Source organism: Streptomyces sp. NPDC004065 (assembly GCF_044903565.1).
Lineage (GTDB): Bacteria > Actinomycetota > Actinomycetes > Streptomycetales > Streptomycetaceae > Streptomyces.
In genome coordinates, this window is the sequence record NZ_JBJDQT010000038.1 from 20420 (window position 1) to 46282 (window position 25863).

A 25863-nucleotide genomic window follows, 5' to 3' on the forward strand; every position below is an offset into this window, starting at 1 on the left:
GTGCGGACGCACAGAACAAGGCTCAGGCTGTACGGCATCGCGTTCCTCACCGTGCTCGCGCTGCTGCTGTCGCTCGCGGTGGCCGTCTACCAGCAGGCGTTCACCTCCGTCGTGCCCGTCACCCTGGAGGCCGACACCCTCGGCAACCAGCTCGACCCGCGCGCCGACGTCAAGCTGCGCGGGCTGCTGGTCGGCGAGGTGCGCGCGGTGCACGCCGACGGCACGAAGGCGACCCTCGACATCGCGCTCAAGCCGCGGTACGTGCCGTACATCCCCTCGGACGTGCACGCGCGGCTGCTGCCCAAGACGCTGTTCGGCGAGAAGTACGTCGACCTGGTCGCTCCCGCAGGCGCCGTGCGGCCGGCCCGGTCCATCCGCGCGGGCGACGTCATCACCCAGGACCGCACCAAGGTCGGCATCGAGGTGCAGCAGCTGATGAACGACCTGCTGCCGCTGCTGCGCACGGTCCGGCCGGGCGAACTCGACGCCACCCTCTCGGCGTTCGCCACCGCCCTGGAGGGCCGCGGCGACCGGATCGGCGGCAACCTCACCCGGGTCGAGGGCTATCTGCGCCGCCTCAACCCGCACCTGCCCTCCCTCAAGGAGGACATCACGCGGTTCGCCGACGTCGCCGAGGTGTACGGCGACGCGGCGCCCGATCTGATGCGGATCCTGCGCAACACGGTCACCACCAGCCGGACGATCACCGAGAAGAAGGACCAGTTGGCATCGGCCCTGCGCGCGACCGCCACCGTGGCGGGCACGGCGAACGACTTCCTGTCCGAGAACGGCGACCGGCTGATCACCCTGGGCCGGGTCTCCCGCCCCACGCTGGAGCTGTTCGCCCGCTACTCCCCGGAGTACCCCTGCCTGTTCCAGGGCCTGGCCCGGCAGGAGAAGGCGTCCGAGGACGCTTTCCGGGGCGGCGAGATGCGGATCACCCTCGAGGTCGTCCGGCCGCAGGGGGCGTACCGGCCCGGTGAGGAGCCGGTGTACGGCGAGCGGTCCGGACCGGACTGCCGCGGCCTGCCGCATCCGCAGGTGCCCGGGACGAAGCCGCACCTCCGCGACGGAACGTCGGCCCCAGGATCCGGCGGCGCCCAGCCAGGAGGCGCCGGCGTGTCCGCCACCCGGGCCGAGCAGCGGGCCGTCGGCTCGCTCGTGGCCCCCCTCATGGGCGTCCCGGCGGACCGGGTGCCGCCCGTGGCGACCCTGCTGTTCGGGCCGCTCGCGCGCGGGACGGCGGTGAGTGTCGCATGAGCAGGTCAGGAGCCCGGCAGACCGCTGCCCCACTGGTCAAGTTCAGCCTCTTCGCGCTGGTCACGATCGCCGCGACGGCGCTGCTCGCCGCCACCGTCGTCAACATCTCCTTCACCCCCAAGGACACGTACCACGCGGTGTTCACCGACGTCACCGGGCTGGAGACCGGCGACGACATCCGGGTGGCCGGAGTGCGGGTGGGAGAGGTCCAGGGAATCCGGATCAAGGACCGGACCCTGGCGGAGGTGACGTTCACCGTCAGCACGGAGCGGCCGCTGCTCGCCGGGACCCGCGCGGTCGTCCGCTACCGCAACCTGGTCGGGCAGCGGTACATCGCGCTCACCGAGGGCGCCGGCGACGCCACCGCCCGACTGCGGCCGGGCGGCACCATCCCGCTGTCCCGGACCCAGCCGGCGCTGGACCTCAACGCCCTGCTGAACGGCTTCAAGCCGCTGTTCGCCGCGCTCAGCCCGAGCGACGTCAACCAGCTCGCCACCGAAATCGTCCGGACCCTCCAAGGCGAGGGCGGCACGGTGAACAGCCTGCTCGCGCACACGGCGTCGCTCACCAGCACCCTCGCCGACCGGGACAAGCTCATCGGGTCGGTGATCGACAACCTCAACACCGTCCTGCAGACGCTCGACGAGCGCGGCTCCCGTTTCTCCGGGCTGCTCACGCAGCTGCGCCGGGTGATCTCAGGGCTGTCCGCCGACCGCAAGCCCATCGGGGCGTCGCTGGTGAGCATCGGCGACCTCACGGACGTCACCGCGGGGCTGCTGAAGGACGCGCGTCCACCGCTGAAGGACGACATCGCCGGGCTCGGCGATCTCACCGGAACGCTGAACAAGAACGAGAACACCGTGGAGGGCGTCCTGAAACGGCTGCCGAACAAGCTCGAGAAGCTCACGGGGACCGCCTCGTACGGCTCGTGGTTCAACTTCTACCTCTGTGACTTCGACGGCCGGATCGTGCTGCCGAAGACCAAGCAGGTGATCACCCCGGAGCTGCACGTGGCGCGGGCGAGGTGCGGCGGATGAGCACGCGTGTCTGGCGGCGCGACGCCCGCCGTCCCGAGCCGCTGGTGAAGGTGCGTGTCCTGCCGCCGAAGCTGCCAAGGCTTCCCCGGCTGCTGCCCAGGCGCGCACCTCGTCCCGAGCCGCTGGTGAAGGTGCGCGTCCTGCCGCCGAAGCTGCCCAGGATCCGGCTCCAGCGCCCGCGCCTGAAGCCCTTCCGCGTGGGGGCACCTCCCCGCGGCAGCGGGGGGAGGAACCCGGTCGTGGTCGGCGCCGTCGGTCTCACCGTCCTCGCGCTGCTCACCGTCGCCGCCTTCAACGCCGACAGCCTGCCGCTGATCGGCGGCGGCGACACCTACAGCGCGGCGTTCTCCGAGGCCGGCGGACTCAAGCCGGGCGACGAGGTACGCATCGCCGGGGTCAAGGTCGGCAAGGTCAAGGGCGTCGACCTGGACGGCGACCACGTCAAGGTGACCTTCAAGGTGAAGGACCGCCCGGCGTTCGGCACCGGCACGGGCGCGGCGATCCGGGTCAAGACGATCCTCGGCGCCAAGTACCTGGCCCTGTACCCGAAGGGGCCCGGCCAGTTGAAGCCCGGCAGCGAGATCCCGCTCCGGCGGACCGTCTCGGCGTACGACGTCGTCCAGGCCTTCAGCGACCTGACGACCACCACCGAGGAGGTCGACACGGACCGGCTCGCGAAGGCACTGGACACGATCTCCCTCACCTTCCAGGACTCCCCCGGGGAGGTGCGGGCGTCGATCAAGGGGCTCTCGCGGATCTCCCGGACCGTCGCCGCCCGCGACGAGGCGCTGCGCGGACTCCTCGACCACGCGAACTCAGTCACCAAGGTGCTGGCCGGCCACACGAAGGACTTCTCCGCGCTGGTGAAGGACGGTGACGCCCTGCTCAAGGAGATCGACCGGCGGCGCGCGGCGATCCACCAGCTGCTCAAGAGCTCCGCGCTGCTCGGCATCGAGCTGTCCGGCCTGGTCGACGACAACAGCAAGGAGATCGGGCCCGCGCTGAAGAACCTCAACACCTTCGTGACGATGCTCGAACGCAACCAGGCGAGCCTCGACCGCAGCGTCCGGCTGCTCGCCCCCTACGTACGGCTCTTCACCAACACCCTCGGCAACGGCCGCTGGTTCGACTCCTACATCCAGAACCTGGTCGCCACCCCGGTCACGCCGCGGACGGGAGGCACCCGATGACCCGCAGACTCCTGGCCCTGTTCACCGCGCTCGCGCTCCTCGCCGGCCTGGCCGCCGTCCTGTGGCCGGGCCCCGGCCCCGTCCGCGTCACGGCGTACTTCCCGCGCACCGTCGGCATCTACCCCGGCTCCGACGTCCGCGTCCTCGGCGTCCGCATCGGCGAGGTCAGGAAGATCACGCCGGAGGGCGGCCGGGTGCGGGTCGAGCTGGAGTACGACCGGGGCCGCAAGGTGCCGGCCGGCGCACAGGCCGCCATCGTCAACTCCTCCGTCGTCAGCGACCGTTACGTGCAGCTGCTGCCGGTGTACCGCAAGGGCGCCGTGCTGGGGGACGGAGACGTCATCCCCGAGTCCCGGACGGCCGTCCCCGTCGAACTGGACCGGATCTTCGACAGCCTGCACACCACCGCCGACGCGCTCGGCCCGAACGGCGCCAACAAGAAGGGCTCGCTGTCCCGGCTGCTCGGGGTGAGCGCGGACAACCTCCGCGGGCAGGGCAAGGACCTCAACCAGACCGTGGAGGACCTGTCCCAGGCGGTCACCACGCTGTCCGACGGGCGCGGCGACCTGTTCGGGACCGTGCGGAACCTCCAGGTGTTCACGGCCGCGCTGGCGGCGGACGACGCCAGTGTGCGGTCGTTCAACACCGACCTCGCCGACGTGGCCGGGCAACTCGCCGGGGAGCGCAAGGACCTCGCGGCCGCGCTGAAGTACCTGGCCGCCGCGCTCGGCGACGTGTCCGGCTTCGTGAAAGGCAACAAGAAGGCGCTGACGTCGGACGTGCGGGGCCTGGCCAAGGTCACCAAGGTCCTCGTCACCCAACGGAAAGCTCTGGAGGAGCTGTTGACCGTCGCCCCCACGGGCCTGTCGAACCTGCAGAACGCCTACAACCCCGCCGCCGGCACCCTCGACACCCGCAACAACGCGCAGATCCCGCAGGATCCGTCGTCCCTCCTCTGCTCGATCCTGAAGACGACCGGCGAGGACCACGACAACTGCGCCGGCCTGAAGAAACTCCTCGACTCGCTCCCCGGCATCCCGTCGGCGCCCGCCTCGACGGGCACGGTCGACAAGACCCTCGGCGGCATCCTGGGGGCATCGGCATGAGCGCGCGGCGCAAGGCGCGGACGGCCGCCTGGACGGCGGTCGGCTCGCTGCTGCTGACCGGCTGCGAGTTCAACGGCTGGTACGACGTCCCGCTCCCCGGCGGTGCCGTCTCGGACGGCCACGCCTACCACGTCACCGTCGACTTCCGAGACGTCCTGGACCTCGTGCCGCAGTCGGCGGTCAAGGTCGACAACGTCACCGTCGGCGCGGTCGAGAAGGTGGAACTGGACGGCTGGCACGCCCGCGTGCGGCTCAGGATCGCCGACTCGGTGAAGCTGCCCGGCAACGCGGTCGCCGACCTGCGGCAGACCAGCATGCTCGGCGAGAAGTACGTCGCCCTGTCCCCGTCGGCCGGCACGCGGCCCGTCGGACGGCTCCGCGACGGCGACCGCATCCCGCTGTCCCGCAGCGGCCGCAACCCGGAGGTCGAGGAGGTGCTGTCGGCGCTCTCGGCGCTGCTCAACGGCGGCGGGGTGGCCCAGCTGAAGACGATCACCGTCGAGCTGAACAAGGCCCTCGGCGGCCGCGAGGACCAGGTCAGGTCCCTGCTGAAGCAGCTCGACACCTTCCTCGGCGGCCTCGACGGCCAGCGGGCGGAGATCGTGCGCGCGCTGAAGGGCGTCGACCGGCTCGCCAAGCGGCTGAAGAAGGAGAAGAAGACGATCGCCCTGGCCGTCGACACCATGCCGCCCGCCCTGAAAATCCTCGCCGACCAGCGCAAGGACCTGACGAAGATGCTCACCGCCCTCTCCGGGCTCGGCAGGACCGGCACCAGGGTGGTGAACGCCTCCCGCGACGACACCGTCGCCAACCTGAAGAAGCTCCAGCCCATCCTCCAGGAGCTGAACAAGGCGGGCGACGACCTGCCCGGCTCCCTGGAGATCCTCACCACCTACCCGTTCCCGCGCAACGCGACGGACGCCGTCAAGGGCGACTACGTCAACCTGGGGATCACCGCCGACCTCGACCTGGCGGACCTCTACGGCAACGTCACCGGCAAGCCCGGCAAGGGCGGGAAGTCCCCGGCCCCCGGGACACCGCACCTTCCCGGCGTCCCCACTCCCGTCCCCCTGCCGTCCCCGCCGTCCGTCCCGCCCCTGCCGTCGGCCCCGCCGCTGCCGTCCACCCCGCCCGTGCCCTCGGCGCCCGCGACGCCCTCCGCCGGGAGCTCTCTGCTGTGCCCGCCGGTGTGCACCGCCGCCTACGGCACCGGGAGCGGCTCGCGCCGCCTCCCGCCGGGCATCGACACCGGCCTCGCCGAGCTGATGCTGAAGGGGATGCTGCCGTGATCACACGTACGGTCAAGGCCCAGCTGCTCGCCTTCGCGACCGTCACCGCCCTCGGGGTGTCGTACGTCGGCGCCCGGTACACGGGCCTGGTGGACGACGTCCTGCACCGCGGGTACACCGTGCGCGCCGACTTCGGCGAGTCCGGGGGCATCTTCTCCGGCGCCGAGGTCACCTACCGAGGCGTGCCCGTGGGCCGCGTGGGCGACCTGCGGCTGACCCGGTCCGGGATCTCGGTGGCGCTCAGGATCGAGGACGGCGCCCCGCGGATCCCGGCCGACACGCTCGCGGTCGTCGCCGACCGCTCGGCGGTGGGCGAGCAGTACGTCGACCTCCAGCCGCGGCGGTCCGGCGGGCCGTACCTCGAGGACGGCACTCCGATCCCGCGCAGTCGCACCCGGACCCCGCTGCCGGTCACCGACCTGGTCCTCAGCCTCGACCGGCTGGTCAACTCGGTCGGCAAGGACGACCTCCGGGTCACCGTCGACGAACTGGGCAAGGCGTTCGCCGGCACCGGGCCGAACCTGAGCCGGCTGGTGGACTCCGGCGACGCGCTGGTCGAGTCGGCGTCCGAGTCACTGCCCCAGACGGTCTCGCTGATCGAGGACTCCCGGAGGGTGCTCAAGACCCAGGCCGACAAGGGCTCGGCCATCAAGTCCTTCTCCCGCGACCTCGCCACCCTCACCGCGCAGTTGAAGTCGAGCGACGGCGACCTGCGCCGGCTGATCGGCAACACGACGCCCGCCGCGCAGCAGGTCGACTCCCTGCTGAGGTCCGCGCGGCCGCACGTGCCGGTCCTGCTGGCCAACCTCGTCAGCGGCGGGCAGGTCACCGTGGCCCGGCTGCCCGGCGTCGAACAGGCCCTGGTCACGCTGCCGCTCACGGTCGCGGGCAGCTACACGGTCATTCCCGGCGACGGCACCACCCACTTCGGGATGGTCGTGAACGCGGGCGACCCGCCCGCGTGCACCCAGGGCTACGGCACCCGGCGGCGCGACCCCGCCGACACCAGCACGCGCCCGGCGAACACCGCCGCGCGCTGCACGGCACCGCGCGGCAGCAAGACCTCGGTGCGCGGAGCGCAGAACGCGCCCGGCGCGACGACCGGCCGGCACGGCGCCGACCGGGCCGCGTTCGTGGCCCCGTACGACCCGGAGACCGGTACCGCGACCGGCCCGGACGGAACGCCCGTCGAGATCGGCTCGACGGGCGGAGAACTGACCGTGTTCGGAAAGGAGTCGTGGCAATGGCTGCTCGTGGGACCGATGGCGGGAGAGGCGCACGCATGAGGCTGCTGTCGGCGGGGCTCACCGCCGCGACGGTGCTGACGACCGTGCCCGGTGTCTGGCTGGGTGTGAAGCTGTCCGACCAGCACGCGGCGGAACAGCGCCGCCAGGACATCCTGGCGGCGGCCCGCCAGTCGGCACTGAACTTCACCTCGCTCGACTACCGGCACTACGACCGGGACAGCGGCAACGTGCTGAAGGGCGCCACCGGTGAGTTCAAGAAGGAGTTCGCCGCGCAGACCACGCAACTGACGAGGCTGGTCGCGCGGAACAAGTCGGTGTCCGAGGGCCAGGTCCTGGAAGCGGGCATCGTGCGCTCCGACGCGCGCTCGGCCCGGGTCCTGGTCGTCGCCGACAGCAAGGTGACCAACTCCGCCGCGCCCCACGGCCAGGCGCGCACCTACCGGCTCCAGCTCGACCTCGCGCGCGTGTCCGGCCGCTGGCTGACGTCCGACGTCGCGTTCGTGGGCTGACCCACCCATGAGTCCATCGATGAGGAGAGAGACCGTGGCGCATCAGACCGCCCGCACCCGCGGCACCGGCTCACCGGCCCGCCGCACCATGCCCGCCGCCGCCCGCGCGGCGGCCAAGCGCACCAGGCGGCCCGCGCGCCCCGAGCGGGGCGCCCGCGAGGAGGAGCGGACGGCCGCCGGGCGCACCCTGCTCGTCGAGCCCCCGGCGAACGGCTGGGAGGACCCGCCGGAGCCCGAGTCGTTCGACTCCTTCGAGTCGTTCGAGGGGGATCCGGAGGACGGTGCGCTCCCGCGCACGACCTGGCGGCGCGTGCTCACCGCGGTGCTGGGCGCCGTCCTCGTGGCGGCCCTGGCCGCAGCCGCCGTCCTCGGGTGGCAGTACCGGCAGGGGCGGCAGACGGAGCAGGCCCGCGGCGAGGCCGTCGCGGCCGCGCTGAAGGCGGCGCCGGTCGTGCTGTCGTACGACTACCGGCACCTGGACCGGGACTTCTCCCGGGCCCGCGCCCTGCTGACCGGGCACTTCCGCGACCAGTACGGCAAGACCACCAAGGCGGTGGTCGCGCCGACCGCGACGAAGTACCACGGCGTGGTGAAGGCCACCGTGGCCACCCCCGCCGACGGCGGCGCCCCGGCGGCCTCCGTCGTGTCGGCCGCACCGGACCGGGCCGTCGTCCTGCTCTTCGTCAACCAGGTCACCCGGAGCACCCAGGTCCCGCAGCCCCGGCTGGACCTGAACCGGGTGCGCATGACGCTCACCCGCACCTCCGACGGCTGGAAGGTGAGCGCCGTGGACGCCCTCTGACCCCTCTGACCAGGCCTCCGCAAGGGCCCTGGCAGTGCCTGCGGAGGCACCGCCAGGGCCCCCTCACCGCCGCACACCACCACCCTCCGTCCGACTCGCGAAAGTCGAGGTACCTGTGGCCCCCCTCTCCGCACTCCGTCGCCACCACCCCCCGCGGTCGCTGGGGCGTCTCACCGCCGGCCTCCTGGCGCTCGTCGCCGGAACCCTGCCGAGCGGGGCCGCCGACGCCGCCACCCCGTCCTCCGGATCGGTCAGCGACACCGCGCCCATGACCACCTGGAGCGCCGGCCCCTTCGCCGTCCCCAACGCCTCCGGCACCGCCGGGGCGTTGAGCTGCGGGGCCGCGCAACCCTGCGACGACTACGTGCTGAAGGTGTCGGTCCCCGCGGGCTACGACGCCGGTCACAGCCTGCGCATCGACGTCCGATGGCCGGACTCCGCCGCCGACTTCGACCTGTACGTCCTCGACGCGAACGGCAGAGAGGTGGCCGCCTCGGCCTCCTCCAGCGACCCCGAGACCGTGCTGCTCCCGGCGGTGTCGGCGTCGTACACCGTGCGCGTGGTGCCCTACGCGCCGCTCGGCGACAGCTTCACCGGCACCGCGAGCCTGATCACCCCGCCGGCCGACCCGCCGCCGAGCACGGCCACACCGCCGACGTACGCGAACTCCTCGGCTCCCGAGGGCATCACGGACGCGCACAACGCCGGTGAACCCTCGATCGGCGTCGACCGGGCGAGCGGCGCCGCGATGTTCCAGGCGAACACGTCGACGCTCAAGGTCACCTACGACGGTTCCGGTGCCGCCACCTGGCAGGACAGGAGCGCGAACGCGGCCAACGGCTGCCCCCAGGGCAGCACCACCAGCCTCGACCCGATCCTCTTCACCGACCCGGCCACCCACCGCACCTTCGAGTCGCAGCTCGCCGGCAAGACCGCGTTGACCTGCTACACCGACGACGACGGCGAGACGTGGACGCCGACGGGCGGCTCGGGCGTCAACTCCGGCGTGGACCACCAGAGCATCGGCGGCGGCCCCTTCGCCGCGGGCACACCACGCGGCCTCACCGCGTACCCGGACGCCGTCTACTACTGCTCCCAGGACATCGCCGACGCCTCCTGCGCGGTCAGCCGGGACGGCGGACTGACGTACGGGCCCGCCGTTCCGATGTACTCGCTGCTGGAGTGCGGCGGCCTGCACGGGCATGTGAAGGTCGCCCCGGACGGCACGGTGTACGTGCCCAACAAGGGCTGCGGCGGCCATCAGGCCGTGGCCGTCTCCGAGGACGACGGGCTGACCTGGACCGTCCGCCCCAACCCGTCCAGCACCCCCGGTGACTCTGACCCGAGCGTCGGCGCCGGGGCCGGCGGGACCGTCTACCTGGGCTACCAGAACAGCGACGGCACGCCCCGCATCGCCGTCAGCCACGACAAGGGCAGGACGTGGCTGTACGACCAGAACGTCGGCGCCACCCTCGGCATCAAGAACGTCGTCTTCCCGGCCGTCACCGCGGGCGACGACGACCGCGCCGCCTTCGCCTTCCTCGGCACCACCACGGGCGGCAACTACCAGGACCCGGCCTTCCAGAGCGTGTGGCACCTGTACGTGGCCACCACCTACGACGGCGGCCAGTCCTGGGTCACCGCCGACGCCACCCCCACCGACCCCGTCCAAAAGGGGTCGATCTGCACCGGCGGCACCACCTGCGGCAAGGACCGCAATCTCCTGGACTTCATCGACGTCACCACCGACGCCCAGGGCCGCGTGCTCGCCGCCTACGCCGACGGCTGCACCGGCACCTGCGCGACCGGGGGCGCGCAGAACTACGACGCGCTGGCCTCCGTCGCCCGCCAGTCCTCCGGCGGCACGCTGTACGGCGCGTACGACGCCGTGGCCGCCGGCAAGCGCAAGAAGTCCGGAGGAAGCCACTAGATGAAGCCGTCGCCCTCGGCTGCCGTACTGGCGGCAGCCGTCCTAGCCCTGGCCGGGGTCACCGGGTGCTCGGGCACGCACGCCGAGCACGCGGGGGCGACGCCGTACGCGGCGGAGCGGGTGACCGCTCCGCCGGCCGGGCGCGCCGCCGGCCCCGCGCCCGGCGGCTGCCCCACCGCCGCCTCACCGCCGCTCCCGCTCCCCAAGGAGTTCCCGGCGGACCTGCCGGTGCCCCACGGCGCGATCGTGACCTCGGTGGAGCACCGCACCGGCGGCCGGCTCGTCGTCGCCACCGTCGTAGGCGACGGCTTCGACACCACCCTGGCCTTCCTGCACAAGCGGCTCCCCGAGGCCGGCTACACCCCCGAGGAGGGCGAAGTGGAGGAGGATGACGCCGAGTCGGACTTCTCCTCCGTCACCGTCCGGGGCCGCTGGACCCTGCGGAAAGCGTCCGACTGCGGGGGAGGGGTGTACCTCACGTACCTGACGTCCGGACGCCGAATATCCGATGAACCCTCACACCGTTCACCGTGAGGTCGTATCCAACCTGAATAACCGTCATGAAAAGGTCGGAAGATGCTGGCTTCGGTGAAGCCGTAACCGTTCTGGACCAGGGCGGCAACCACCGTGTCCGCACCTGCTCCGCAGGTCATGTGGAGAATTCGATATCTTCGGTCATAATGTGGTCACATTGGTGAAGATGCATTCCGGTCCGCGTCCCGGCCGGGACCCTGGCGGCTGGCCGCCTCATGATCGACCTGCTTTGATTGTTCGCGTAGCGCCGACTCGCGAAAAAAGAATTCCGGCACCGCTCCCGGAAGTCGAGCGAGCGAACGCTGCCATTCAGAGTGCTCATTCGAAGGGAACCGCACGCAATGAACTTCGTCCCCCAGGTCGCGACCACCGAAATCTCCGACGCCGATCTGGACAACGTCTCCGGCGGTCTCGCGGTCGCCGGCTCCGGCGGCCTCTGCATCGAGACGCCGATCACCTCCGTCGCCTCGGACGCCCTGGCTGTCGCCACCCCTGCGGGTGTCACGACCGACATGGCCTTCCACACTGCGGCTGACTGACAGCGGCAGCGTCCGAACGCTGCGGCAGGAGCGGCCCGCCGGCTTGTCGGCGGGCCGCTTGCATGCAGGGCGCGAGGCCGGCGGCCGGCTGCCGGCTTGCCGCCGGGTCAGGAAAGTCGCCGGCCCCGAGCGCGAGGCCAAGCTCGACCGGATCGATGAGGTGCTGGACCGCTTTCCGGACCGGGTTTTCGCCTTCGACGAGTTCGGCCCCCTGGGGATCCGGCCGGCCGCCGGCTCCTGCTGGGCGAAGCAGGGCAAGCCCGACCGCCTGCCGGCGACCTACCGCCGCACCCACGGTTGCGGCGGCGGTTGACGCCCCACAGCCGGTCGTCGCCGACGGAGCAGCAGCCGTGGAAGTAGGTGACGGGCACCGCCAACACCCTGGCCGCACTGAAGTCGATCCGCGCCGCTCGGCCCGACGGCGCCCCGGTCTGCATCATCTTGGACAACCTCTCCGCCCACACCGGAGCGGACATCCGCCGCTGGGCACAGGAGCACAAGGTCGAACTGTGCTTCACCCCGACCTACGCCTCCTGGGCCAACCCGATCGAGGCCCACTTCGGCCCGCTGCGGCAGTTCACCCTGGCCAACTCACACCATCGCAGTCACCCCGCGCAGACCTGGGCCCTCCACTACTGCTGCCCTTGAAGAACGGGAGCCGCGCCATCGCGAAGGCGCTGTGCGGCGGCTTTCTCCGCCTGTGTGGCCGGCACCCGGGCGGCGGCGAGACCCGCCCTGTGCCATTCACGGGAGCAGGCCGACGCGATCCCCATGACCACCGTGCGCCGCGTCATCGTTTCCTCAACACCCTCGGTACCGACCCCGAAGGTCCCGTCCACCAGGTCGATGCCGTCCCGCCACGCTTCCCGATGGGCACCCAGAACCCTGGCGTGCCGTCGCACGCCCAGGCCCGCCTTGCGGGCGACAAGCCCCCGAACCGGGGTCACCGCACCGGCGGGCTGCACCACGACAACCATCGGCAACCCGGGAAGAGGGACACGTCAGACGATGCTCTGTTCCCACAGCTTGAGCCGGATGTCGCGCGCCGCGCTGAAGTGTTCCCCGGCGATCTTCTGGGCCCTCGCCTCGTCCCGTGCGATGACCGCGGTGACCAGCTCACGGTGCTCGCGCAGCGACTGCTGCCAACGACCGGGGGTGGTCAGGGTGGTGACGGGGTATCGCAGCAGGTGCAGATTGATCCGGTCCAGGAGGTCGATCAGTGTCTGGTTGTGGCTCGCGGCCCAGATACCGCGATGGAATTCTCGATTCCGTTCGGCCAGGACGTCCCCCGGAGCGTCGTCACTCGTCTCGGTCAGCAGCGTCATGAGGCGTTCGAGGCGGATCTGGTCGATACGTGTGTGCCGCACCGCCGCGAGTCGGGCCGCCGTGACCTCGAGCGCGATGCGTACTTCGTAGATGTCGAGAATTTCCTCGGGGGTCCGCTCCCGCACCGCCATTCCGCGGTCGGTCTTGTTGACCACACCATCGCGTTCCAGTCGACTCAGAGCTTCACGCACGGGCGTTCGGCTGACGCCGCACCATTCCGCGAGCGCCGATTCAACAAGGGCGGAACCGGGCGCAAATGTACCGTCCAGAATTCCCTGCTTGATTTTCTCGTACGGGGAATTTCCATCCCTTGAGTCATTGGTCCTTTTTTTGGTCATGACGACTCCCCCATGAAAGTGACCAGAATCAGGCACTCCGCTTCGACGTCATGGACACCTTGACGAAGCGCATGAATGCAACACCCGGCGCAGAGTACCGATCGCTACGACGGTACGCAACCACACACAGTCGTATACCAAGCGAGCTGAGAGTGTTACCCCCGGCCGGCATGCGCCAGCCATCTCCGCACCAGTCCGCCCGACCATGTCGGCTGGGCCGGACCGGGCTCTGCTCTCGACTCGGCGGCCGGCGAACCCTCGACAGCGCAACCGCCCGTCGTGAGCCACCATCGCTGACCTGGCCAGTCTCCCCCGGATCTCCACAGACTCGCGCCGGGGGACCCGGGCAGTCACCACCGCACACCCGCCCAACTGCGGATGAACCGCTTGCTGGACAGGGTCTTGCGCATCCCTGCATACCTCTGTATACATCGGGGACCTGCTTGGGAGGTGACATGCGAGTCCATAAGCCGCAGTCCGTTGCGGCGACTCTCCGGCTGCTGGACGAAACCGGCGACGAATCCAAAGTGATCGCCGGTGGAACAGCACTGATGATCATGATGCGCAATGGCCTGCTGCTCCCGGAGCAGTTGATCGCCCTTGAGCGTCTGTCCGAACTGGACTACATACACGCCGATTCGGAAGGCGCGATCCGGCTCGGGGCGCTGACTTCACTGAAGAAGATGCAGAGCTGTCCCGAATTGCGCCGGTCGCTGCCGACCCTGACCGCGACGCTCGGTCTCGTCGCGAACCACCGTGTCCGGCAGCGCGCCACCATCGGCGGAAACCTCAGCGAAAGCGACTACGCCTCGGACCCGCCGGCCGTGCTGACCACGCTCGGCTGCCGGGTGCATATCGCGAGCACCGGGTCGCAGCGGGTACTGCCGTTGTCCGAATTCCTGGTCGACTACTACGAGAACGCGCTGGAACACAACGAGCTGGTGACCGAGGTGGAGATTCCCCGCCCGTCTCCGACGGCGCGCACGACCTACCTCAAGTACGTCAGCCGAAGCGCCGAGGACCGGCCCTGCGTCGGCGTGGCGGCCTATGCCGACACCGACTCCTCGGGCCGACTCACCGAGGTCCGGGTGGCGGTCTCGGGCGCCACGCCGACACCCTTCACCCTGCCATCGGTGACCGACGACTGCCGGGGCGCGAAGCCCGACGGCGGCCTGTGGCAGGAGGTCGGCGCCGCCTACGGCGCGGCCATCGAGCCCATCGACGACGTCAGGGGATCGGCGGACTATCGCAAGCACCTCACCACGGTGCTCGTCCGCCGGGCCCTGGAGACGGTGTCCAGCAGCGGGGAGAACGGAGCGTCGAGACTATGAGCGGTACCACTGTGGGCCGGTCCGTCGACATGTTCGAGGCGAAGGCGCGGGTCACCGGCACGGTCGGCTACGCGCTCAACGCCGAAGTGCCCGGCATGGTCTTCGCCAAGCTGCTGCGCAGCACGGTCCCGCACGCCCGGATCCGCTCCGTGGACGTGTCGGCGGCGGAGAAGATGCCCGGCGTGGTCGCCGTCCTGACGGCGGCCGACCTCGACCAGCCCGGCGGGCCGGCCGGCCACCACGGGCCGGTCATCCGCGACCAGCCCGTGCTCTGCCGCGACAAGGTGCGGTTCGTGGGCGACCCGGTGGCAGCGGTGGCGGCCGAGACCGAAGAGGCCGCGGCGGCCGCACTACACATGATCGAGGTCGAGTACGAAGAGCTGCCCTTCGTGACCACCGTGGACGAGGCTCTCGCCGAAGGGGCGGAGCAGGTCCACGACGCCCCGCCGCCGCCGCGCGAGCGCTCCTACTCGGACATCAACCTGGTCGGGCGCGAAGGCAACATCTGCACCAAGTTCCAGCTGCGCACCGGCGACCTCGAGGCCGGCTTCGCCGCCGCCGACCTGATCATGGAGAACGTCTACGAGAGCCCGGCGGTCCAGCACGTCCCCATGGAACCGCACGTGGTCATAGCCTCCTTCAAGGACGGCCGGCTCCATGTGATCAGCTCGACGCAGGCACCCTTCGCCGTCCGCGACAGCCTCAGCGAGATGTTCGGCCTGCCGGCCTCGGACGTCCGGGTCACCGTGCCCCCGCTGGGCGGCGGATACGGCGCCAAGACCTACGCCAAGTTCGAGCCGGTCACCGCCGCGCTGGCATGGAAGGCCAAGCGTCCGGTGAAGCTCGTGCTGACGCGCGAGGAGGAGTTCATCTCCATCACCAAGCACGCCGCCCGCATCCATCTGCGCACCGGCGTCACCAAGGACGGGCGGCTGGTCGCCCGCGAGGTGAAGGCCTACTTCAACGGCGGCGCCTACGCCGACATCAGCCCGCGGCTGATCAAGAACGGCGGCTACAGCTGCGTCGGCCCGTACGCCATCCCCCACGTCCAGGTGGACTCCTACGCCGTGTACACCAACCTGCCGCCCGCCGGCGCGTACCGGGGCTACGGGGTGTCGCAGGCCGCCTGGGCGTACGAGCAGCAGATGGACGAGCTGGCCGACGCACTCGGCCTGGACCCGGTGGAGTTCCGCCGCCGGAACCTGCTGCGGGAGGGCGAGCGCTTCGCCACCGGCGAGGTGATGGAGGAGGCCACCTGGGAGGAGCTGCTCGACCGCAGCGCCTCCGCCATCAACTGGCCGGCCGACCGGCGCCGCGAGGTGGAGGGCAACCGCGTCCGGGGCAAGGGCCTGGCGGTGATCCTGAAGTCCACGATCACCCCGTCGACCTCCCACGCGTCGCTGCGCCTGGACGCCGACGGCAGCCTCCAGGTGCTGACCTCCTCCGTGGAGATGGGCCAGGGCGCGCACACCGTCCTGGCGCAGATCGCCGCCGGCCCGCTCGGCATCCCCATCGAGGCGGTCAACGTCACCGCGCCGGACACCGACTACACCCCCTACGACCAGACCACCAGCTCCAGCCGCACCACCCGGGCCATGGGCGGTGCGCTGGTCCAGGCCGCGGAGATGATCCGCGACAGACTGCTGGCGCTCGCGGCGGACCTGCTGGGGGCCGCTCCGGAGGACCTCGTCCTCACCGAGGGCGCGGTGGCGCTCCGCTCGGACCCCGCCACCCGGCTCACCGTCCAGGACGTCTTCTGGCGCACCCGCACCGGCAGCATCAGCGGCCACGGCGAGGTCCGGACGACCGGCGGACTCGACGCCGAAACGGGCCAGGGCGTCGCCAGCGACCACTGGCACCAGGGCGCGGCCGGCGCGGAGGTCGAGGTGGACCTCGACACCGGCAAGGTCTACGTCAAGCACCTGCACGTGATCGCGCACGCCGGGCAGGTCGTCAACCCCAAGCTCGCCGACATGCAGATGCACGGCAGCGCGCTCTTCGGGATCGGCCACACCCTGTACGAGGAACTGGTCTACGACGACGGCGTCCTGACCAACCCGAGCCTGTCGGACTACTCGATCCCCGCCATGGACGACCTGCCCGAGGTCCTGCAGATCGAGTACCTGGAGGACGACGCCCCGGGCAACATCCACGGCCTGGGCGAAACGGTTCTGCCCCCGGTGATCGCGGCCATCGGCAACGCGGTGAACGCGGCCGTCGGCGGCCGGGTGCGCTCCCTGCCCATCACCCCCGAACGAGTTCTGCGAGCGAGGAAGCCGTAATGGACGCCATGGACCAGAACAGCGACGAGATCTCCGTCACCTGCGTGGTGAACGGCGTCCAGACAGCCCTCACCGGGGACCCCGCCGCCGCGCTGAGCACGGTCCTGCGGGCGAACAGCCTGTTCAGCGTGCGCGAGACCTGCGGCCTGGGGGTCTGCGGGACCTGCACCGCGCTGCTCGACGGCGAACCGGTGAGCACCTGCATCCTGCCGCTGTACGCGGTCGAGGGCCGCAGCGTGCAGACCGCGGAGGGGCTCGCCGACGAGGGCCGGCTCACCGAGCTGCAGCGGCAGTTCATCGAGAAGCAGGCGTTCCAGTGCTCGTTCTGCACCCCCGGTTTCCTGATGAGCGGCCACGCGCTGCTCGAGTCCGCCGGGGGCCGGCAGCTCAGCGACCAGGAGATCGTGGACGGACTGCAGGGGCACCTGTGCCGCTGCGGCTGCTACGCGAGCATCAAGGAGGCGGTCAGCGCCTGCGGCGGCCGCGCGGGCGGTTGCCCGCCGCGCGCATGACCGCGGGCGGGAACGGGACGGGCGCCGCGGCGGCGTACCCGCACGAACGCCCCTTCGACCCGGTCCACGACCGGCTGCCCTACGCGCCGATCGTGGACCGCCCGCCGATCGCCTGGCCCGGCGGGGCGCGGATCGCCGTCTGGGTCGTGCCCAACATCGAGCACTACGAGTACCTCCCGCCCGCCGGCGCGGTGGACCCGTACCCGCGCACTCCCCACCCGGACGTGCGCAAGTACGCCTACCACGACTACGGCAACCGGGTCGCGTTCTGGCGGATGGCCGAGGTCCTCGACCGCTACGAGGTCCCGGCCACCGTCTCGCTGAACGTCGCGGTCCTGGACCACTATCCGCAGATCGCGGCGGCGATGGCCGAGCGGTCGTGGGACCTGATGAGCCACGGCCTGTACAACACCCGCTATCTGACCGGTATGGACCGGGACCAGGAGCGGGAGTTCCTGGAATCGTGCAACCGGGCGCTGGAGCGGCACACCGGCCGCCGCTTCAGCGGCATGCTCGGCCCCAACATCACCGGCAACCGGCACACCCCGGACCTGATGGCCGAGGCCGGCATGCGCTACCACGCCGACTGGGTGCACGACGAACGGCCCTCGCCCCTGCTGACCGCCGGCGGCGAACGGATGGTGGCGCTCCCCTACAGCTACGAACTCAACGACGCCCCGCTGCTGATGCGCTCCCACGTCGAGGGGAGCGCCTACGCCGACCGGTGCATCGCCCAGTTCGAGCGGCTGTACGGGGAAGAGGACGGCGCGGGCCGGATGATGTGCCTGCCGCTGCACCCCTTCACCATCGGCCAGCCGCACCGCATCGGGCACCTGGACCGGGTCCTGGCCCATCTGCGCGCCCGCGACGACGTGTGGATCGCGACGGCGAGCGACATCGTCGACCACTATCTGCGCCACCACTACGACGCGGATCTGAAGGAGAGTTGTGGGGGCCGCCATGAGTGAGCGGACAGCGACGGGGCGGGCGGCGGCCGAGCGGACGCCGAACGTCACGGACGCCACCGGCACCCGCGGTGCCGAACCCGGCTACGACCACGGCTGGTACTCCTGGCTGCCGCTGCCGGCCCGCCCCCCGCTGCGGTGGCCGGGCGGCGCGAAGGTGGCGGTCGGCGTCGTGCTGGATCTGCGGGCCGCGGAGTGGGACGACCCGCGGCACGCCACCCCCGTCCCGCCGCCCGGCGGACGCGGTGTGGCGCCGTACCCGGACTTCCCCCGCATGTCGCACCGGGAGTTCGGCCACCGGGTCGGGGTCTTCCGGCTGCTGCGGATCCTGGAGCGGCTGGGCATCGCGCGCGCCGTCGCCGTCGATGTGCTGACCGCCGAGGAGTACGGGCCGCTGATGCGCCATCTGCGGCCCGCGGCCGCGGAGTTCCTCGCCGGCGGCCTCAGCGCCAGCCGGCCGCTGACCAGCCGGATGACCGAGCCGGAGGAGGCCCACTACATCCGGCTGACCCTGGACCGGCTGGAGGCCGCGCTCGGGGTGCGCCCGTCGGGCTGGCTCAGCCCCGAGCACAGCGAGTCGGCGCGCACGCCGGCGCTGCTGGCGGGGGAGGGCCTGAAGTACGTCGCAGACTGGGGCAACGACGAGCAGCCGTACCCGCTGCGCGGCACGGCCGACGGCCTGTGGGCGTTCCCGCTGTCGTGGGAGCTGAGCGATCTGGCCGCGATGTTCCTGCGCGAGGTCCCGCCGGCCGACTACGGCCGCGGCCTGCGGGAGGCGTACGACGTGCTGTGCCGGGACGCCGCGGCCTCGGGCCGGGTGCTCGCGCTCCATCTGCACCCCTGGGTCTCCGGTCAGGCGTTCCGGGCCGGCGTGGTCGAGGAGGCGCTGCGGCACATCGCCGCGGACGGCGGGGCGTGGCTGGCCACGCCCGGCGAGATCGTCCAGTGGTGCCGCACGGCCGAGGGCGCTCCGGGTGAGAGCGCTCCGGCCGAGGGCGCTCCGGGTGAGAGCGCTCCGGGCGAGGGCGCTCCGGGCGAGGGCGCTCCGGGTGAGAGCGCTCCGGACGAGGGCGCTCCGGACGAGGGCGGGGTGGTCCGGTGACCGCCCGCCCCCGCGTCGCCCTCATCCAGACCGGCGGCACCATCGACTCGGTGGGCGCCTCCCGGCTGGACCTGGCCTGGTACTACGAGACCGGTGAGCGGCTGCCCGACGGCGGACTCGTCGCGTCCGTACCGGAGTCGGGCGAGTTCGCCGCGGTCGAGGAGAAACCGTTCCGGCGGCTGTCGAGCTCCGCGCTGACCACCCGGGACTGGCTGGAGCTGGCCCGGACGGTGGAGGCGCTGCTGGCCGGCGACGACTACGCCGGCGTCGTCCTCACCCATGGGACGAACACCCTGGAGGAGACGGCCTACTTCCTCCATCTCGCGCTGCGCTCGCCGAAGCCGGTGGTCCTGGTCGGCGCGATCCGGCCGCCCTCGGCGCTCAGCCCCGACGGCCCGCTCAACCTGCTGCGCGCCGTCCAGGTGGCGGCGTCCCCGCAGGCGCGCGGCCACGGCGTGCTGGTGGTCGCCAACGACACGATCCACTCGGCGCGGGACGTCACCAAGACGGCGCCGTTCCGGGTGCAGGCCTTCCAGGCGCCCGATCTGGGGCCGCTGGGCTATGCCGACGCCGACGGCCGGGTGGTCTTCTACCACCGCCATCTGCGGGCCGGCCCGGACCGCCCGGGGTTCGACCTGGCGGGTCTCGACGATCTGCCGCGGGTCGATGTCGTCGCCTCCTATGTGGGAGCCGACGGTGCCCTCGTCGAGGCGGCCGTGGCCGCGGGGGCGCGCGGCATCGTGAGCGCGGGCACCGGCGGCGGCCGGCCGACGCCCGCCGAGGACGCGGCGCTGGACCGGGCCGCCGCGGCCGGCGTCGTGGTGTGCCAGAGCTCCCGGGTGGGCTCCGGCCGCATCCCGCCGTCGCCCTCCCTGCGTGCCCGCGGGGCGGTGGCGGGGGACAGCCTGCAGCCCTGGAAGGCCAAGGTCCTGCTCGCGCTGGCGCTCACCCGGACCACCGATCCGGATGCGGTGCAGGACCTCTTCGACCGTCTCTGATTCCCCGAAGATTCTCCGGAAGATTCTCCTCACTGAAGGATTGACCGCGCTGTATACCGCTGTATACAGTCGCCACGAAATGGCCGCCGGACGACGTTTCATAAAACGGCTGCCGACCGTACCGCCCGAAATCAGCACCGCCCCCCGGATCGCATGGCGAGGGGGAAGAAAGCGGAATTTCGATCACAGGCCCGAAAGGCCGGACCAATCTCCAGGAGAGGTCGGGTGTACTTGTGCGTACCGGCGATGAAGTAATTCAGAACCTGCCATGGAGATGGCGCGTTCACGGCAAGATCGCACTACTGGCCGGACTCGGCCTGCTTTTCGACGGATGGAACGTCGTCCTGGCCGGCTATGTCCTGCCGCTGCTGAAGGCCGACATGCTGCTCAGCGCCGCGCAGCTCGGCCTGTTCGGCGCGGCGGGGCTGGCCGGCATGGCGGTGGGCGCGTTCGCGTGGGGCACGGTCGCCGACGTGATCGGCCGCAAGCGGGTGTTCATGCTCACCGTGCTGGTCTACGGGTGCGCCTCGCTGGCCTGCGCGCTCTCCCCGAACTTCGAGATCCTGCTCCTCGCGCGCTTCATCGAGGGCACCGGCCTGGGCGGATGCCTGCCGGTGGACTACTCCCTGGTCTCGGAGTTCACCCCGCGCAAGGTCCGCGGCCGCGTCATGGCGCTGATGGGCATCGCGTTCCCGCTGGGCGCCACCCTGTGCGGCCTGATGTCCACCCTCATGCTGCCGCTGGAGGACTGGCGGCTCATGCTCGGCCTGATGGTCGTCCCCGCCATCCTGGCGGTGTGGATCCGCAGAGGAGTTCCTGAATCGCCGCTCTTCCTGCTGCGGCGCAATCGGGAGGCCGAGGCACGCGCGGTCATCGATGACCTGGTGCGCCGCACCGGCGCTCCGGTTCAGGAATGGCGGAGCCCGCAGCTCAACGACGAATCGCGACTGTCCCCCGTGGTGTTCGTCAGCCGGCTCGGCGACATCTGGAAATTCAGCTGGAAGAACACCATGCTGATCTGGGGGCTCTTCATCACCGTGTTCTTCCTCTACTACGGTGTGCTGAACTGGATGCCGTCCATTCTGGTCGGTGAGGGACTCGGCCGCTATGCGGCCTTCCTCAAGACCACCCTGATGACCGGTGCCGGCGTCATCGGCACCTTGCTCTCGGCCTGGCTGGTGGACGTCCTCGGCCGCAAGAGCGGGCTCCTGGTCGGCGGACTGGGCTCGGCGGGCGGGATCGTCATGTTCGCCCTGTGGCTGGACGTCGGCCGCGACGCGGCGGTCTGGCTGGCCGTCTACGGCTTCTCCGTCCAGCTGCTGATCGCCACGCTCTACGTCTACGTCCCCGAGATCTACCCGACCCTGCTGCGGGCCACCGGGTTCGGCTGGGCCTCCGCGATCAGCCGGATCGCGGCCAGCCTCGCCCCCATCCTGCTCGGCAGCGTCCTGTGGCCCGTGCTCGGCCTGGTCGGCGCCTTCGGCGTCACCTCGGCCGTGGTCGGCCTGGTGCTGCTGCTGACCCTGGTCCTCGGCCCGGAGACCAAGGGGCAGGGACTGACCCTGCACACGGAGCCGGCCGAGCGCACCCCCGAACCCGGCGTCCGGGTGCCCTGACCGCCGCCCCGCCCCGCCCCGCCACCCCGACAGCCCGCCGCCCCGGCCGGCACCGACCCGCCTTGAGCACAGTGGAGGCAGACACATGCGCATCGAATCCGAATTCCACGTCAACGCGCCCGTGGAGAAGGTCTGGGAGTACCTCCTCAACGTCGACGAGGTCGTCACCTGCGTCCCCGGCGCGGAGATCCTGGAGAAGGTCTCGGAGGACGAATACCTGGGCCAGGTGACGCTCAAGGTCGGCCCGCTCGGCCTCAACCTCCAGGGGACGGCGGTCATCGAGTCCCGCGACGAGGCGGCCAGAGTCATCACCATCTCCGGCAGCGCCAAGGACAAGCAGGGCAAGGGCGGGGCCAACGCCCAGGTCGTCGCCCGCCTCACGGACTCCCCGGAGGGCGGCACCCAGGTGGCCATCGAGCAGGACCTGCGGGTGACCGGACGGATCGCCCAGTTCGGCCGGGGCGTCATGAAGGACGTCTCCCAGCGGCTCTCCCGCGACTTCGCCCAGCGGCTGGAGGCCAAGATCGCCGCCGACTCGGCGGCCGGGCCGGGCACCGCGGCGGCCGGGCAGCCGGCCCCGCAGGACACCGCCGCCGCACCGGTCGGCGGGCTGTCCTTGCTGTTCTGGGCGATGGCCAGGGCCGTCGGCCGGTTCCTCCGCCGCATCACCGGCCGCGAGTCCGCCACGGCACGGTGACATGACATCCCGCCACCCCGCACCGGAGCCGAGCCGTCGGCTGCTCGGCACGACCCCCTGGACAGACAGAAGCCGGAGACACACCGCATGACCTCTACGATGCTGACCCTGCTGAGCGGAGAACGGCTGCGCGCCTTCTACGCGGCCGGGCACTGGCGGGACGACACGATCCACTCGATGGTGCGGGCCCAGGCCGAGCTCCGGCCCGACGCGATCGCGATCCAGGAGCGCTTCCGCTCCGTCACCTACCGGGATCTGCTCGACGCGGCCGACCGCCTGGCCGGGGCGCTGGAGGCGGGCGGGGTGCGGCCGGGCCAGCGCGTCGCGGTCTGGCTGCCCAGCCGCATCGAGACCGCGGTCGCCGTACTGGCCTGCTCGCGCAACGGCTATGTCGTCTCCCCGTCCCTGCACCGGGACCACACCGTCGCGGACATCGTCGAGGTGCTGCGGCGGATGCGGGCCTCCGCGCTGATAGCCGAGGACGGCTACGGGGCCGACGCCGACCGGCGCGACCTGTTCGGGCGGCTGGGCGAGGTCGACAGCCTGCGGTACGTACTGCGGCTGGAACCGCTCGGCGAGCACGCCGCCGGCCGCCCGGTGCTCGCCGAACTGCCCGCCCCCGCGGCGCCCAAGGAGGTCTGGCGAGACCCGGACTCGGTGGTCTACCTCGCCTTCACCTCCGGGACGGTGGGCCGGCCCAAGGGCGTGATGCACTCGGACAACACCCTGCTCGCCCCGGCGCGGGCGCTGGCTAAGGACTGGTCGCTGGACCAGGACATGGTGGTGTACTCGGCCTCCCCGCTGAGCCACAACCTCGGATTCGGCGCCATGATCATGGCGCTGACCGGGGGCGGGCGGCTGGTGGTGCACGACCTGCCGCGCGGCGCGAGCATGCTCGAGCGGCTGCGGGAGACCGGGGCGACCTTCCTGTTCGGCGTCCCCACCCACGCCATGGACCTGCTGGCGGAGCTGCGGCGGCCCGGGGCGCCCGGCCTCCCCGCCCTGAAGGGCTTCCGGGTCTCCGGCGCCGCGATGACCCCGGTGGTGGCCGAGGGACTGCTGGCACACGGGATCGTGCCGCAGAGCGGATACGGCATGACGGAGGCGGGGTCGCACCACTACACCCGGCCCGACGACCCGCCCCGGCTGATCGTCGAGTCCTCCGGCCGGCCCTGCGCCGGGCACGAGGCGCGGATCTTCTCGCGCGAGGACCCGGACCGGGAGCTGCCACCGGGCGAGGTCGGCCAGATCGGCGGCCGGGGCGCCTCCCTGATGCTCGGCTACTTCGACGACCAGGCGACGACCGAGGAGTCCTTCAACTCCTCCGGCTGGTTCATGACCGGCGACCTGGGCTGGGTCGACGCGGCGGGCTACATCAGGATCACCGGCCGCAAGAAGGACGTCATCATCCGGGGCGGCCACAACATCTTCCCGGCCCGGATCGAGAACCTGGTCACCCGGCACCCTGCCGTGGCCAAGGCGGCCGTCGTCCCGGTGCCCGACGACCGGCTCGGCGAGAAGGTCTGCCTGGTCGTCACGGTGAAGCCCGGTCACGAGGTCGAGCCCGACGAGCTCCTGGTCCACCTGGACACCCTCGGGCTGTCCAAGTACGACATGCCGGAGTACTTCCTGCGGCTGGCGGAGATCCCCCTGCTGCCGTCCGGCAAGGTCTCCAAGCGCGACCTGGTGGCGCAGGTCGAGGACGGGCGGGCGGTGCCCACAGCGGTCCGCTTCAAGGCACCGGCGGTGAACGCGTGACCGCCGCCGCCCTGGACCGGCTGGAGACCGAGCTGGCCCGCTGCCCGTACCACGACTTCCTGCGGCCCCAGGCCGTCGCGGCGGACGCGGACGAGGGCACCGTGGTCGTCCGGCTGCCGTACCGCCCCGAGTTCCGCCTCGCCCGGGACAGCGACTTCTTCCACGGCGGGGTCCTCGCCTCGCTCGTCGACATCACGGCGCACGCCGCTGTCGCCGTGCGCACCGGCCGTGTGTCCCCCACCGTCGATCTGCGGATCGACTACCTCAGGGCCGCCGCCGGCGGCCCGCTGACCGCCAAGGGGAAGGTGCTCCGGGCCGGCCGCTCCGTCGCCCGGGCCGATGTGGAGGTGCTCGATGCCTCCGGCGCGCTCGTCGCGGCCGGACGGGGCACCTTCAGCACCTCCGCCCCGCCCCGCGCCGAGCGCGGACCCGAGACCGGAGGTGAGGCCGTATGCGCGCGGTAATGGTGGACGAGCTGGGCCCGTCCTACAGCGCCGCCCTCCAGGAGACCCCCGATCCCGTCCCCGCGGCGGCCGAGGTGCTCGTGAGGGTCGAGGCAGCGCCCGTCAACTACGTCGATCTGGTGACGTTGACCGGCGCCTACCAGTTCAAGCCGGAGCTCCCCTACACCCCGGGCAAGGGGCCCGCCGGGGTCGTGGAAGCCCTCGGAGCGGGGGTGAGCCATCTCGCCGTCGGCGACCGGGTACTGGCCATGGCCGAATACGGCGGGTACGCGGAGCTGGTGAAAGCCGACCACCGGCAGGTGTACCGGCTGCCCGACGCGATGCCGTTCGCCGACGCCGCCGCGATCTCGCTGGCCTTCGACACCGCCTGGATGGCGCTGCGGGAGCGGGCGCGCATCCAGCCCGGCGAGTCGGTGCTGGTGCTGGGCGCCGGCGGGGCGGTCGGCGGGGCCGCGGTCCAGCTCGCCAAGGCGATGGGCGCGGGCCTGGTCCTGGCCGGGACGTCGTCCCCGGACGGTTCCGCCGCGGTACGCGCGGCCGGCGCCGACGGCGTGGTGGACCTGTCCCGGCCGGACCTCAGGGAGAGCGTCAAGGAACAGGTCCTCGCCGCCACCGACGGGGCCGGCGTGGACATCGTGATCGACCCGCTGGGCGGCGACCCGTTCGACGGCGCGATCCGCTCGGTCGCCTGGCGGGGCCGACTGGTGGTCGTGGGTTTCGCCGCCGGGCGCATCCCGACCCTCAAGGTCAACTACACGCTGCTGAAGAACATCGAGGTGTCGGGGCTGCAGATCAGCGACTACCGCAGGCGGCGCCCCGACCTGATGGCGGAGTGCTACCGCGAACTGTTCGCGTTCTACACCGCCGGCGCCGTCAAGGCCCCGCCCAGCACCGCGCTGCCGCTCTCCCAGTGGCGGCGGGCACTGACGATGATCGCCGAGCGCGCGGCGCCCGGCCGGCTCGTCCTCGAGCCGCGGGAGTAGGCCCGCCGGCCCCCCATCGACAAACCCAGGTACTCACGGCCCCCGGTC

24 protein-coding genes and 1 pseudogene are annotated in these 25863 nt (G+C 71.7%); 23 read left to right on the top strand and 2 right to left on the bottom strand.

Annotated elements, in window-relative coordinates; translation table 11 throughout:
- The 12 genes and pseudogenes from ACI2LW_RS30330 to ACI2LW_RS30385 form a co-directional block, all read left to right on the top strand.
- Positions 1–1260 carry an MCE family protein gene (locus ACI2LW_RS30330; RefSeq protein ID WP_404734450.1) on the top strand — a complete coding sequence of 420 codons (1260 nt, stop codon included), beginning with the start codon at positions 1–3 and terminating at the stop codon, positions 1258–1260.
- On the top strand, positions 1257–2297 hold the full coding sequence (locus ACI2LW_RS30335; RefSeq protein WP_404734451.1) for an MCE family protein: 1041 nt from the start codon (positions 1257–1259) through the stop codon (positions 2295–2297). The genes ACI2LW_RS30330 and ACI2LW_RS30335 overlap by 4 nt, the downstream gene beginning before the upstream one ends.
- The gene (locus tag ACI2LW_RS30340) at positions 2294–3487 is read left to right on the top strand and encodes an MCE family protein (RefSeq protein WP_404734452.1); all 1194 of its coding nucleotides are present in this window, start codon (positions 2294–2296) and stop codon (positions 3485–3487) included. The genes ACI2LW_RS30335 and ACI2LW_RS30340 overlap by 4 nt, the downstream gene beginning before the upstream one ends.
- Positions 3484–4593, top strand: a complete 1110-nt coding sequence (locus tag ACI2LW_RS30345; RefSeq protein ID WP_404734453.1) for an MCE family protein — start codon at positions 3484–3486, stop codon at positions 4591–4593. The genes ACI2LW_RS30340 and ACI2LW_RS30345 overlap by 4 nt, the downstream gene beginning before the upstream one ends.
- Entirely contained in the window at positions 4590–5882 is a 1293-nt protein-coding gene (locus ACI2LW_RS30350) for an MCE family protein (protein WP_404734454.1), read from the top strand. The genes ACI2LW_RS30345 and ACI2LW_RS30350 overlap by 4 nt, the downstream gene beginning before the upstream one ends.
- Positions 5879–7168, top strand: coding sequence for an MCE family protein (locus ACI2LW_RS30355; protein WP_404734455.1), 1290 nt, complete (start codon positions 5879–5881; stop codon positions 7166–7168). Before ACI2LW_RS30350 ends, ACI2LW_RS30355 begins: the two co-directional genes overlap by 4 nt.
- Entirely contained in the window at positions 7165–7638 is a 474-nt protein-coding gene (locus tag ACI2LW_RS30360; protein WP_404734456.1) for a hypothetical protein, read from the top strand. Before ACI2LW_RS30355 ends, ACI2LW_RS30360 begins: the two co-directional genes overlap by 4 nt.
- 34 nt (positions 7639–7672) lie before the next feature.
- A complete protein-coding gene (locus ACI2LW_RS30365) occupies positions 7673–8440 on the top strand; it encodes a hypothetical protein (RefSeq protein ID WP_404734457.1) in 768 nt (255 codons plus the stop codon).
- Between the two features lie 268 nt (positions 8441–8708).
- Positions 8709–10370, top strand: a complete 1662-nt coding sequence (locus ACI2LW_RS30370) for a hypothetical protein (protein ID WP_404734458.1) — start codon at positions 8709–8711, stop codon at positions 10368–10370.
- On the top strand, positions 10371–10904 hold the full coding sequence (locus ACI2LW_RS30375; RefSeq protein ID WP_404734459.1) for a hypothetical protein: 534 nt from the start codon (positions 10371–10373) through the stop codon (positions 10902–10904).
- A gap of 341 nt (positions 10905–11245) precedes the next feature.
- Positions 11246–11443 carry a hypothetical protein gene (locus tag ACI2LW_RS30380; RefSeq protein WP_404734460.1) on the top strand — a complete coding sequence of 66 codons (198 nt, stop codon included), beginning with the start codon at positions 11246–11248 and terminating at the stop codon, positions 11441–11443.
- 130 nt (positions 11444–11573) lie between these two features.
- A pseudogene (locus ACI2LW_RS30385) lies at positions 11574–12091 on the top strand (transposase); the annotation flags it as partial.
- Here ACI2LW_RS30385 and ACI2LW_RS30390 read toward each other — a convergent pair.
- Both ACI2LW_RS30390 and ACI2LW_RS30395 read right to left on the bottom strand, forming a co-directional pair.
- A complete protein-coding gene (locus tag ACI2LW_RS30390) occupies positions 12076–12411 on the bottom strand; it encodes a hypothetical protein (protein WP_404734461.1) in 336 nt (111 codons plus the stop codon). The pseudogene ACI2LW_RS30385 and the gene ACI2LW_RS30390 overlap by 16 nt on opposite strands.
- Positions 12412–12444: 33 nt before the next feature.
- A complete protein-coding gene (locus ACI2LW_RS30395) occupies positions 12445–13107 on the bottom strand; it encodes a GntR family transcriptional regulator (protein WP_404734462.1) in 663 nt (220 codons plus the stop codon).
- Between the two features lie 455 nt (positions 13108–13562).
- Between ACI2LW_RS30395 and ACI2LW_RS30400 the strand changes: the two genes are divergently transcribed.
- The 11 genes from ACI2LW_RS30400 to ACI2LW_RS30450 all read left to right on the top strand — a co-directional run bounded on the left by ACI2LW_RS30400 (position 13563) and on the right by ACI2LW_RS30450 (position 25815).
- A complete protein-coding gene (locus tag ACI2LW_RS30400) occupies positions 13563–14438 on the top strand; it encodes an FAD binding domain-containing protein (RefSeq protein ID WP_404734463.1) in 876 nt (291 codons plus the stop codon).
- Complete coding sequence (locus ACI2LW_RS30405) at positions 14435–16720, top strand: xanthine dehydrogenase family protein molybdopterin-binding subunit (RefSeq protein ID WP_404734464.1); 2286 nt, start codon at positions 14435–14437, stop codon at positions 16718–16720. The genes ACI2LW_RS30400 and ACI2LW_RS30405 overlap by 4 nt, the downstream gene beginning before the upstream one ends.
- Positions 16720–17232 carry a (2Fe-2S)-binding protein gene (locus ACI2LW_RS30410; RefSeq protein ID WP_404734465.1) on the top strand — a complete coding sequence of 171 codons (513 nt, stop codon included), beginning with the start codon at positions 16720–16722 and terminating at the stop codon, positions 17230–17232. Before ACI2LW_RS30405 ends, ACI2LW_RS30410 begins: the two co-directional genes overlap by 1 nt.
- Positions 17229–18200 (top strand): polysaccharide deacetylase family protein, encoded by a 972-nt coding sequence (locus tag ACI2LW_RS30415; protein WP_404734466.1) that lies wholly within the window; start codon positions 17229–17231, stop codon positions 18198–18200. The genes ACI2LW_RS30410 and ACI2LW_RS30415 overlap by 4 nt, the downstream gene beginning before the upstream one ends.
- Positions 18193–19299, top strand: a complete 1107-nt coding sequence (locus ACI2LW_RS30420; RefSeq protein WP_404734467.1) for a hypothetical protein — start codon at positions 18193–18195, stop codon at positions 19297–19299. Before ACI2LW_RS30415 ends, ACI2LW_RS30420 begins: the two co-directional genes overlap by 8 nt.
- Entirely contained in the window at positions 19296–20297 is a 1002-nt protein-coding gene (locus tag ACI2LW_RS30425; protein WP_404734468.1) for an asparaginase, read from the top strand. Before ACI2LW_RS30420 ends, ACI2LW_RS30425 begins: the two co-directional genes overlap by 4 nt.
- A 233-nt stretch (positions 20298–20530) precedes the next feature.
- Complete coding sequence (locus ACI2LW_RS30430; protein WP_404734469.1) at positions 20531–21913, top strand: MFS transporter; 1383 nt, start codon at positions 20531–20533, stop codon at positions 21911–21913.
- Positions 21914–21998: 85 nt separating this feature from the next.
- Positions 21999–22610, top strand: a complete 612-nt coding sequence (locus tag ACI2LW_RS30435; RefSeq protein WP_404734470.1) for an SRPBCC family protein — start codon at positions 21999–22001, stop codon at positions 22608–22610.
- Positions 22611–22697: 87 nt separating this feature from the next.
- A complete protein-coding gene (locus ACI2LW_RS30440) occupies positions 22698–24368 on the top strand; it encodes a class I adenylate-forming enzyme family protein (RefSeq protein ID WP_404734471.1) in 1671 nt (556 codons plus the stop codon).
- A complete protein-coding gene (locus tag ACI2LW_RS30445; protein ID WP_404734472.1) occupies positions 24365–24832 on the top strand; it encodes a PaaI family thioesterase in 468 nt (155 codons plus the stop codon). Before ACI2LW_RS30440 ends, ACI2LW_RS30445 begins: the two co-directional genes overlap by 4 nt.
- Positions 24820–25815 carry an NADPH:quinone oxidoreductase family protein gene (locus ACI2LW_RS30450; protein ID WP_404734473.1) on the top strand — a complete coding sequence of 332 codons (996 nt, stop codon included), beginning with the start codon at positions 24820–24822 and terminating at the stop codon, positions 25813–25815. The genes ACI2LW_RS30445 and ACI2LW_RS30450 overlap by 13 nt, the downstream gene beginning before the upstream one ends.
- Positions 25816–25863: the final 48 nt, after the last annotated feature.

What these genes read in the sequence shown, in the direction of transcription:
- ACI2LW_RS30335 (WP_404734451.1), top strand. Translation starts at nt 1,257, where the DNA reads ATGAGCAGGTCAGGAGCCCGGCAGACCGCTGCCCCACTGGTCAAGTTC.
- ACI2LW_RS30340 (WP_404734452.1), top strand. Translation starts at nt 2,294, where the DNA reads ATGAGCACGCGTGTCTGGCGGCGCGACGCCCGCCGTCCCGAGCCGCTG.
- ACI2LW_RS30345 (WP_404734453.1), top strand. Translation starts at nt 3,484, where the DNA reads ATGACCCGCAGACTCCTGGCCCTGTTCACCGCGCTCGCGCTCCTCGCC.
- ACI2LW_RS30350 (WP_404734454.1), top strand. Translation starts at nt 4,590, where the DNA reads ATGAGCGCGCGGCGCAAGGCGCGGACGGCCGCCTGGACGGCGGTCGGC.
- ACI2LW_RS30360 (WP_404734456.1), top strand. Translation starts at nt 7,165, where the DNA reads ATGAGGCTGCTGTCGGCGGGGCTCACCGCCGCGACGGTGCTGACGACC.
- ACI2LW_RS30370 (WP_404734458.1), top strand. Translation starts at nt 8,709, where the DNA reads ATGACCACCTGGAGCGCCGGCCCCTTCGCCGTCCCCAACGCCTCCGGC.
- ACI2LW_RS30375 (WP_404734459.1), top strand. Translation starts at nt 10,371, where the DNA reads ATGAAGCCGTCGCCCTCGGCTGCCGTACTGGCGGCAGCCGTCCTAGCC.
- ACI2LW_RS30380 (WP_404734460.1), top strand. Translation starts at nt 11,246, where the DNA reads ATGAACTTCGTCCCCCAGGTCGCGACCACCGAAATCTCCGACGCCGAT.
- ACI2LW_RS30395 (WP_404734462.1), bottom strand. Translation starts at nt 13,107, where the DNA reads ATGACCAAAAAAAGGACCAATGACTCAAGGGATGGAAATTCCCCGTAC.
- ACI2LW_RS30400 (WP_404734463.1), top strand. Translation starts at nt 13,563, where the DNA reads ATGCGAGTCCATAAGCCGCAGTCCGTTGCGGCGACTCTCCGGCTGCTG.
- ACI2LW_RS30405 (WP_404734464.1), top strand. Translation starts at nt 14,435, where the DNA reads ATGAGCGGTACCACTGTGGGCCGGTCCGTCGACATGTTCGAGGCGAAG.
- ACI2LW_RS30410 (WP_404734465.1), top strand. Translation starts at nt 16,720, where the DNA reads ATGGACGCCATGGACCAGAACAGCGACGAGATCTCCGTCACCTGCGTG.
- ACI2LW_RS30415 (WP_404734466.1), top strand. Translation starts at nt 17,229, where the DNA reads ATGACCGCGGGCGGGAACGGGACGGGCGCCGCGGCGGCGTACCCGCAC.
- ACI2LW_RS30420 (WP_404734467.1), top strand. Translation starts at nt 18,193, where the DNA reads ATGAGTGAGCGGACAGCGACGGGGCGGGCGGCGGCCGAGCGGACGCCG.
- ACI2LW_RS30435 (WP_404734470.1), top strand. Translation starts at nt 21,999, where the DNA reads ATGCGCATCGAATCCGAATTCCACGTCAACGCGCCCGTGGAGAAGGTC.
- ACI2LW_RS30440 (WP_404734471.1), top strand. Translation starts at nt 22,698, where the DNA reads ATGACCTCTACGATGCTGACCCTGCTGAGCGGAGAACGGCTGCGCGCC.
- ACI2LW_RS30450 (WP_404734473.1), top strand. Translation starts at nt 24,820, where the DNA reads ATGCGCGCGGTAATGGTGGACGAGCTGGGCCCGTCCTACAGCGCCGCC.